This is a genomic window from Xanthomarina sp. (genome assembly GCF_035306605.1).
In the GTDB taxonomy this organism is placed as follows: domain Bacteria; phylum Bacteroidota; class Bacteroidia; order Flavobacteriales; family Flavobacteriaceae; genus Xanthomarina.
The window spans coordinates 1-8298 of record NZ_DATGNR010000039.1; the positions used below are offsets into that span (position 1 = coordinate 1).

An 8298-nucleotide genomic window follows, 5' to 3' on the forward strand; every position below is an offset into this window, starting at 1 on the left:
AATAGACCCACTTTGATCAGTACGGAATGTTAACAAATATACACCTGTTGGTAAAGTTGATAAATTCAAACTTTTCTCGTTAGAGTTCATTTCTTCTTTTCTAATAAGTCTTCCGAGCATATCGTGAACTTCAATCGCTTTCACCGCTATACTTCCATTTAGTTTAATATTTACCAAACCATCTCTTGATGGGTTTGGATATACCTTAATATCGCTTGTTGCTATAGTTTCTTCATCAACACCTAAAGAGTTATTTGGCGCACGTACGATATATGAAGGAGGATGTGCACCTGAAAACGCGTTATTCCAGTTACTTGCAAACATTACCACAGATCCATCTCTATTTGGAACTCCATGTGCTTGATGTCTGTATCCTCTACTTTCATCTGTATGGTGCAGAGCGTATCGTTCAATTAAATCAGAACCATCCAATTTAATAGCAAAAACTTCTTTATATCCAACTGTACTACTACAACATCCTTCTGTTACGTATGCCCATCCCGGTCTATCTGTATTTCTTGTGCTTATATGTCCTCCCCATACGCCTGTACCTTGAGTGTAGTGAAATAATGGTGTTACCATTCCATCTCTTAGACGCACTGATTTTAAATAGTAATCATTGTTTCTTGTAGTTGGATCTCCAAAAGCCACATAAACATCTTCACCTTCAGCATTTGTTCCTATATCTGCATGTGTTGTGTAATTGTTTAAGTGTCTAAGATTAGTTAAATCTAAGTCCATAACTTTTAGACCTTGATTATTACCACTACCATCAGGACCAAAACTAAGAACCGCATATGTACCTGACGGGCTAACTGTGAACCAATCGAAATCAGCTGTACCTACATTACGAGTTCCAACTATATTGTCATTTTCAATATCATAAACAATTAAGGTCTGGTCATCACCATTTTTACCTATAAGACCTATATATCTATCATCGTTAGACATATTTCCTTCATTATATCCATAGTGAATGGTACTATAATTACTAAAGGTATGAACGGTTTGACTACTATTGGACAAAACATTAAATTTAAGTAATCTGTTACTTGTTGTACCATACATAATATTAGGGTCTGTGTTAGACCAAGTTGCAGAACTTGGAATACTTGCCCAATATAAAAACTCATAAGTCTCTGCGTCCAAAATCGCAGCAGGATATCCTGCTAATTTAATTAGACTACCATCGGAGTTCCAAGGCTGGTTTTTAGCGTAATGATGTCTTAAGTTTTGACCAGAAGTACCAAGTGCAGCTGCATCACTCACTCTTATAATTTCATTACCAAACTCGTTTGTCCTTACTTCCAAATATTCTGGAGCAGAACCTGATGGTGATTGGTATGATTGATAATTAATTGAACTAATCGGAAGTGCTTCCGGGTAATTCTGAGCTGAAATAATCAGACTAAAAAATAAAAAATTTAAAAATAATACTCTCTCGAAATTCTTACGTTGTAAGAATTTACCAACATACAAATGCTTCATAATTAAGGGTTTTGCTATTAATTTTTTGCTAAACTATTAAAATGCAAATCAACAGACTATCAAAATAAATACAAATTCGATGAAATACACCTTATATGTAAGAATAAATCTACTTAAAGTGTATTTTGTAGTATTTAATTGACTTTAAACGACTTATGTGTCTACGAAATGCATTTTAAAGAACATTAAAGGTATATACGCAAGTAATTCTATTTTGGATTTTAATAAAACAAGAAACTCTCAGATTATCAGTAAATTAATAAACAACAGATTTAAGAATATAATTTACAAACATGCAGTTTAAATTGTAAAACGGTTGTTTCGTCTAATTAATGAAGTATAAAGCTCATTATACTAAAAATATATATATTTTTAGTTATGATAGAAAAAAAGCTAATCACAAATATTTAAGCAAAAATCACTTAGTCCCTTGAAAAAATCTATTGCTTTTGTTTTACCGAATTTAAATGCTGGAGGTGCTGAACGTGTTGTTTGTACTCTTGCCAACTTACTTGTTAAGGAATTCAATGTTACAGTAATATCATTATATAGAATGGAATCATTTTACAAATTGAATCCAGAAGTTAATTTATGTTATTGTTCTAAAACCTATAATCCCAACCCAAGTATATTTCAATCCATTACCAACCATTATAAACTTTCTAAAAACTTAATTAAAATTTTAAAATCCAAGAACATAGATCTTGTTATCGGTTTTCTACCAGTTACAAACATATATGCTATTGTTGCCTCTAAATTTTTAAGAATTCCTAATATTATAAGTGAACGTGCCAATCCTGAGTATAGCACTTTAAATAAGTTTTGGGCCTTTGTTAGAAAAAAGGTTTACCCTTTTAGCAATTGTTTAGTAGTCCAAACAGAAGCGAATAAAAATTACTTTGAACCTTACGTAAAAACAGAAATTAGGGTCATTAACAACCCAATAAATTTGGATATATTAAAAAAGAAAGATCCTTCTAAATTAAAGGAGAACATTATTTTAAATGTGGGCAGATTAGCCGAACCTAAAAATCAAGACTTGTTAATACGCGCATTTTCGAATATAAAAAAACCTGAGTGGCAATTAATATTAGTTGGAGATGGGGTTAACTACAATAAATATAACGACTTGATTTATTCTTTAGGAATGGAGAATCAAATTGTTTTGGTAGGAAATATTTCAGATGTGTCCACTTATTATAACAAAACTAAAATATTCGCTTTCACTTCTAAATACGAAGGATTTCCAAATGTTATTCTTGAAGCTATGTCCTTTGGAATAGCGTGTATATCCACTAATTGTCCTCACGGGCCTTCTGAAATAATTGAAAACAACATAAATGGAATTTTAATTCCGGTAGGAAATCAAAAAATGTTGGAACAAAGTTTAACTAAGTTAATGACCAATAAAGGTTTAAGGGAATCTCTTGGAGATAAAGCTCAAAAATCAACTTTAGCCTATCATCCAATTAACATTGTTAAGGAATGGACAGAGTTAATTAATAAACTAACTAACAACTAATTGTTTAAAACAGAATCACTTGAAATTTAATAAATATATCGTCTCATTATTTCATTCCCTTAGAAAAAATCCTACGGTTGTCAATATTGTTGCCGTTGCTACGGTAACTTTAATGGTTAAGGGCTTTGGTTTTTATAAAGAAATTGTAATAGCTAGTAATTTTGGGCTTTCAGAACTATTGGATACGTTTTTAATAGCGGCCTTAGTTCCTGGTTTTATTTATCAGGTGTTTTTGGGTGCTTTTAAATCTGTGTTTATTCCAAATTATATTATGGAACAAAAAACAGATAGGTCCATAAGTTCTTTTCAAGCAACAAGTTTTATTATAACTATTTCCACTACTGCATTTTTTATGGTTTTGGCTTTTTTGTTTACAAATACTTTTTTGGACATTTTTTTTCCAAACCACACAGAATCATATTATCAACTAATCAAAGTTCAATTCTTTTATTTACTTCCCTGTATCTTGTTTTGGGGGTTGTCCTCTTTGTTAAGTGGCTTACTAAACATTTACGACGAATTTAAATACTCTACAATTTACCCTGTATTTACCTCCATTTCTATTTTAATATTTTTAATGTTTTTTAAAGATATTTTTCAAGAAAAAGTCCTCGCCATAGGCATGTTAGTAGGTTCTGTATTAGAGTTTTTGTTTTTAGTTATAGTATCTAAATCTAAAAATATCATCCATATAAGTAAGCCCAACTTTAAAACTGAAGGAACAAAGTTGATGTTTAGTCAGTTACCAGCCAAGGTGAGTTCGGGATTTTTAACAGGATTAATTCCGATTACCGATCAGTTTTTTGCAGCACAACTTATTGTAGGTTCTATTGCGGCGTTAAATTATTCTTTTAAAATTCCTGCTTTCTTTACAGCTATTGTGGTTTTGGCTTTATCTAGGGTTTTATTACCGCATTTCTCAAAATTAATTACAGAAAATAAGGAGGAAGCTGCAAACCAATTAAACCGTGTATTAAAATTTGTATTTATCTCTTTAGTGTTAATTATTATTCCAATTATTTTGTTTTCAGATCATATTATTCATTTAATTTTTGAAAGAAATGAGTTCACTCCAGAAAACACGTTATTGGTTTCTAAACTACAGGTAGTTCTTTTAATTGGTGCCCCATTTTATATTTGCGACAATATTGTTGTTCAATACCTTACCAGTCTTAATAAAAATGCTTTTATGGCCTATGTTTCCTTGGGAAGCATGCTTTTGAACATTCTTTTAGATTATTTATTTATGATTTGGTACGGAATTTACGGACTTGTGCTTTGTACAACCACCATATATATAGTTAGAAGTTTAGTGCTTTATAGTTATGCTAGAAAACAAAACAAGTTGTAAATTACTGAATAAAAAGCATTTAAAAACAGTATATTGTTATACAAATTTTCACCTTATTTAAAAAAGTAGACTGAACTAACTTAATATGAATTTAAAAGAGTTGCAGCCTTTTTATAGGCCATTATCGAGATCATCTAATTTTGATTATAAATTCACAGTTTTTACACCTGTTTTCAATCGAGCAAAAACTGTTAATCGTGTATTTAGCTCTTTGGAAAGTCAAACTTTCACAGATTTTGAGTTTTTGATAATTAATGATGGTTCTGAAGATCATTCACACGAGGTAATACAAGAACTAATAAATAAATCGAACTTAAATATTCGTTATATTAATAATGCTAAAAACCGTCATAAAATGGCTTGTTTAATGCAAGCCGTGAAGTTGGCGAGAGGTGAGTTTTTCATAACCTTGGATTCCGATGACGAATGCGTTGAAAATGCTTTAGAGGTTTTTTTAAAGAGATACCAAAGTATTCCAAAAGAAAAACTTTCTAAAATAAGTGGGGTTACAAGTTTATGTAAGGATCAAAACCACAATCTTATTGGAGAAAAATTTAAAGAACAACCACTATTTAGTTCTTCTTTTAAAAACAGACTTAATGATTTAGACCTTTCTGAAAAATGGGGATTTACCAAAACCGATATTTTAAGAGGGATTTCCATTAACCCTGAAATATTTTCACAAGGTTATATTCCCGAAGGAGTTTTATGGAACTTAATAGCAAAGCATCATTATAAAATTTTGTACACAAACGACGTTTTAAGAATTTATTATTTAGACACAGAAAACAGTACATCAAATGAAAACCAAGGAAAGAATGCCTTGGGAATGATAATTTTTTCAATGAGTATGCTTAATTGGTTCCATGAAGAATATTTTTGGAAAAACCCTAAAATGTTTTTGTTTAGAATTTACGCACTGTTAAGAGCTGCAAACTTTTTAAAATATAAAAGGCAAGACTATATAAAGGCAATAGATTCAAACATGATAAAACTAATAATTAATATATGCTGGCCATTTAAAAAAATGTTTGTTAGGTAGTACATAACATCTCGGTTTATTTAAACTGAATTCGCTATAATCATGAAAATATTTAAATACTTTTTACTCTCCATTATTTTATTAAAGTTATCCTCATTTGGTTTAACTTATTTTGGCACTACTGTAGGAAGTCTATTAAACTCCTTATTATTTAGCTGCCTATTAGTTTATTATTTTCTAAGCACCAAACCCAAATTACCGTTGGTTTTCATTGTTTTAGGGCTTGTCTATTTTTTAATTTCAGGATTAAACTATAGTGGGGTATTAAGAGATTATTTTATGGATTTTATAAAATATTTTATTTTCATCCTTGGGGTAAGCAGCCTGACAAAAGACACCAGCACAAACGAATTAAGCGTATTTGCATTTATTGGCGCGATGAGTGTTTTAGTCAATGCAGTTATATTCTCTACACCATATGGGCGTTATGGAGGGTTTTACATCAATCCTAACGATGCAGGTTTAGTTTGCTTAATTGCTTTCTCCTTAACTTTTTATGTTGAACATATTGTTTTAAAGTTATTCTTGCAATTGTTACTAGTTACAGCCGGAATCATGACACTTTCCAGGTATTTTATTTTAATACTTATTCTAGTTAATTTAATTGCGGTTATATCCCATAAAAAAAATAGCCTAGGTTTAATTACTGGAACTATTGGTATTGTTGTGGTATTGACCCTATCGAGTCTGTTTAATCTCAACACTACTAGGTTTGTCGCATTTAAAAGTGTTTTTGGCAATGAAGAAATTGAAACAAGAACTATTTCAGAAGGTTCAAGAAGTGAAACTTGGGCACTTTATAAAGATGTTATTTTAAAAAACCCAGTATCAGGAATAGGCTATAAAGCTTTACACGGCGAACAAATTAGTAACTACAGTAACGTAAAGGTAAATGTAGGCGTACACAACACGTACTTAATGGCTATTGGAGAATCCGGAATAATTACCTTTTTACTGTTTATTCTTATATATATATCACTAATTATAAGGAGTGTTAAACATTTAAAGTCAAATCCAGAATATGCTTGTATAGCAGCTGTTTTGACTACTTATCTTTTAGTATCTCATAATTATTTTGACAATTATTTTGTCTTATTTACTTCTGTTTGGCTTTATCAAAGAGTTAAAAAATCACCTTATTCTTTCGATCAGATTGAGGAGGAAGAAGAATTTAAACCCAACAACATTTTAAATCCTTAAAACTATGTGCGGAATTTACGGAACAACAATTTCTTATAACAAAACTCAAATTCAAGAAAAACTTGAACGAACAAATTTTAGAGGCCCCGACAAATTGAAATTTGATCATTTTGGAAAAGAAAATCAAGTTACATTTGGACACAACCGTTTAGCTATTATAGATTTAGATGAACGTTCAAATCAGCCCTTCACTTATCAAGATCATATTCATTTAGTTTTTAATGGTGAAATTTATAATTTTATGGATATTAAAAACACCCTAAAACAAAAAGGCTACGAGTTTCGCACAACAAGTGATACTGAAGTAATTTGCGCGGCGTACTTAGAGTATGGGGAAGCATGTGTGGATCACTTTAATGGCATGTTTGCTTTTGTGATTTACGATGAAATAAAGAATTTGTTTTTTGGTGCAAGAGATCGATTAGGACAAAAACCTTTTCATTATTATCACAATGGAAAAGAGTTTGAATTTGCTAGTCAAATTTCAAGTATTCAAATGCACCATTCCAACCTTACTATTTCGAAAAAGTCAATATCATTATACTTTGCTTGGGGAGTAATCCCTGACCCATACTCTATTTTCAACGAAATAAAAAAGCTTCGTGCAGGACATTCTTTTATTTTTAATTTAGATACAGGCGAATTCAAAGAGAAGACTTATTGGGATATTGATTACAAAGGTGAAAATAAATTTAAAGGAACTTTTGATGACGCTGTAAATAAATTAGACCACACTCTAAAAGATGCTGTTAAAATCAGATTGTTTGCCGACGTCCCTGTAGGCATTTTTCTATCAGGTGGTGTTGACTCTTCTCTTGTAGCCGCTTTAGCTACAAAAAGCACTAATAGTAAAGTAAAAACTTTTTCTGTAAAATTTAGAGAAGAAGGTTTTGATGAAAGTGTTTATGCACAACAAGTAGCAGACCATTTAAAAACTGATCATCATGTTATTGAATGTAATTATGAAGAAGGCAAAGAACTAATAAAAAACATTTGTCATTATTATGATGAACCTTTTTCTGATTCCTCAGCTATACCCTCTATGCTACTTGCAAAATATACACGAGAAAAAGTAACTGTAGCCCTTTCTGGTGATGCCGGCGACGAAAGTTTTATAGGATACCACAGATATAATTGGATTAAAAAAGGACAAAGAATAAACATGTTACCTTTATTTTTTAGAAAGTTTTGTGGAAAAATTTTAAATCTTTCATCTAATTACAGGTTAAAAATAATTGCAAAAGCCATTACCTATAAAAACACGAATGATGTCTATTTAGCATCCATGAGTCAACTTGATGCTTCATGGATAAAAAGCGATGTAAATTTTTACGATTTAGAAGAACTAAAATACATCAACCATAAGAAGAAAAATTTATTCGAACGTATTTCCGATTTTGATTTGAAATCCTATCTTATTTGGGACATCAATACCAAAGTAGACAGAGCCACTATGGCGTTTTCTTTAGAGGCAAGATCTCCTCTTCTAGATTATAGGGTTGTTGAATTTGCTAGATCCTTACCTACTTCATTTAAATTTAAAGGAAAAAACCAAAAACGAATTTTAAAAGAAGTACTATATCAATACGTGCCAAAGGAAATTTTTGATAGACCTAAGTCAGGTTTTGGAATTCCACTATCACACTGGTTTAGGACAGATTTAAGGGACTTTGTGCTTTCAGAATTAAGCGAGGA

At 30.9% G+C, this 8298-nt stretch carries 6 protein-coding genes; 5 read left to right on the forward strand and 1 reads right to left on the reverse strand.

Annotated elements, in window-relative coordinates:
* Positions 1-1488: T9SS type A sorting domain-containing protein (locus tag VKY41_RS05995; protein WP_500813532.1), on the reverse strand; the 1488-nt coding region annotated here is incomplete at its 3' end.
* A 430-nt stretch (positions 1489-1918) separates the two neighbouring features.
* Between VKY41_RS05995 and VKY41_RS06000 the strand changes: the two genes are divergently transcribed.
* From VKY41_RS06000 to asnB, 5 genes are all read left to right on the forward strand, one after another.
* The gene (locus VKY41_RS06000; RefSeq protein ID WP_500813533.1) at positions 1919-3010 is read left to right on the forward strand and encodes a glycosyltransferase family 4 protein; all 1092 of its coding nucleotides are present in this window, start codon (positions 1919-1921) and stop codon (positions 3008-3010) included.
* Between the two features lie 19 nt (positions 3011-3029).
* Positions 3030-4361 carry a murein biosynthesis integral membrane protein MurJ gene (murJ, locus tag VKY41_RS06005; RefSeq protein ID WP_500813534.1) on the forward strand — a complete coding sequence of 444 codons (1332 nt, stop codon included), beginning with the start codon at positions 3030-3032 and terminating at the stop codon, positions 4359-4361.
* 85 nt (positions 4362-4446) lie between these two features.
* Positions 4447-5403 (forward strand): glycosyltransferase family 2 protein, encoded by a 957-nt coding sequence (locus VKY41_RS06010; RefSeq protein ID WP_500813535.1) that lies wholly within the window; start codon positions 4447-4449, stop codon positions 5401-5403.
* Positions 5404-5445: 42 nt separating this feature from the next.
* The gene (locus VKY41_RS06015) at positions 5446-6603 is read left to right on the forward strand and encodes an O-antigen ligase family protein (RefSeq protein ID WP_500813536.1); all 1158 of its coding nucleotides are present in this window, start codon (positions 5446-5448) and stop codon (positions 6601-6603) included.
* A gap of 4 nt (positions 6604-6607) precedes the next feature.
* Positions 6608-8298: asparagine synthase (glutamine-hydrolyzing) (gene asnB / locus VKY41_RS06020; RefSeq protein WP_500813537.1), on the forward strand; the 1691-nt coding region annotated here is incomplete at its 3' end.

What these genes read in the sequence shown, in the direction of transcription:
- VKY41_RS06010 (WP_500813535.1), top strand. Translation starts at nt 4,447, where the DNA reads ATGAATTTAAAAGAGTTGCAGCCTTTTTATAGGCCATTATCGAGATCA.
- VKY41_RS06015 (WP_500813536.1), top strand. Translation starts at nt 5,446, where the DNA reads ATGAAAATATTTAAATACTTTTTACTCTCCATTATTTTATTAAAGTTA.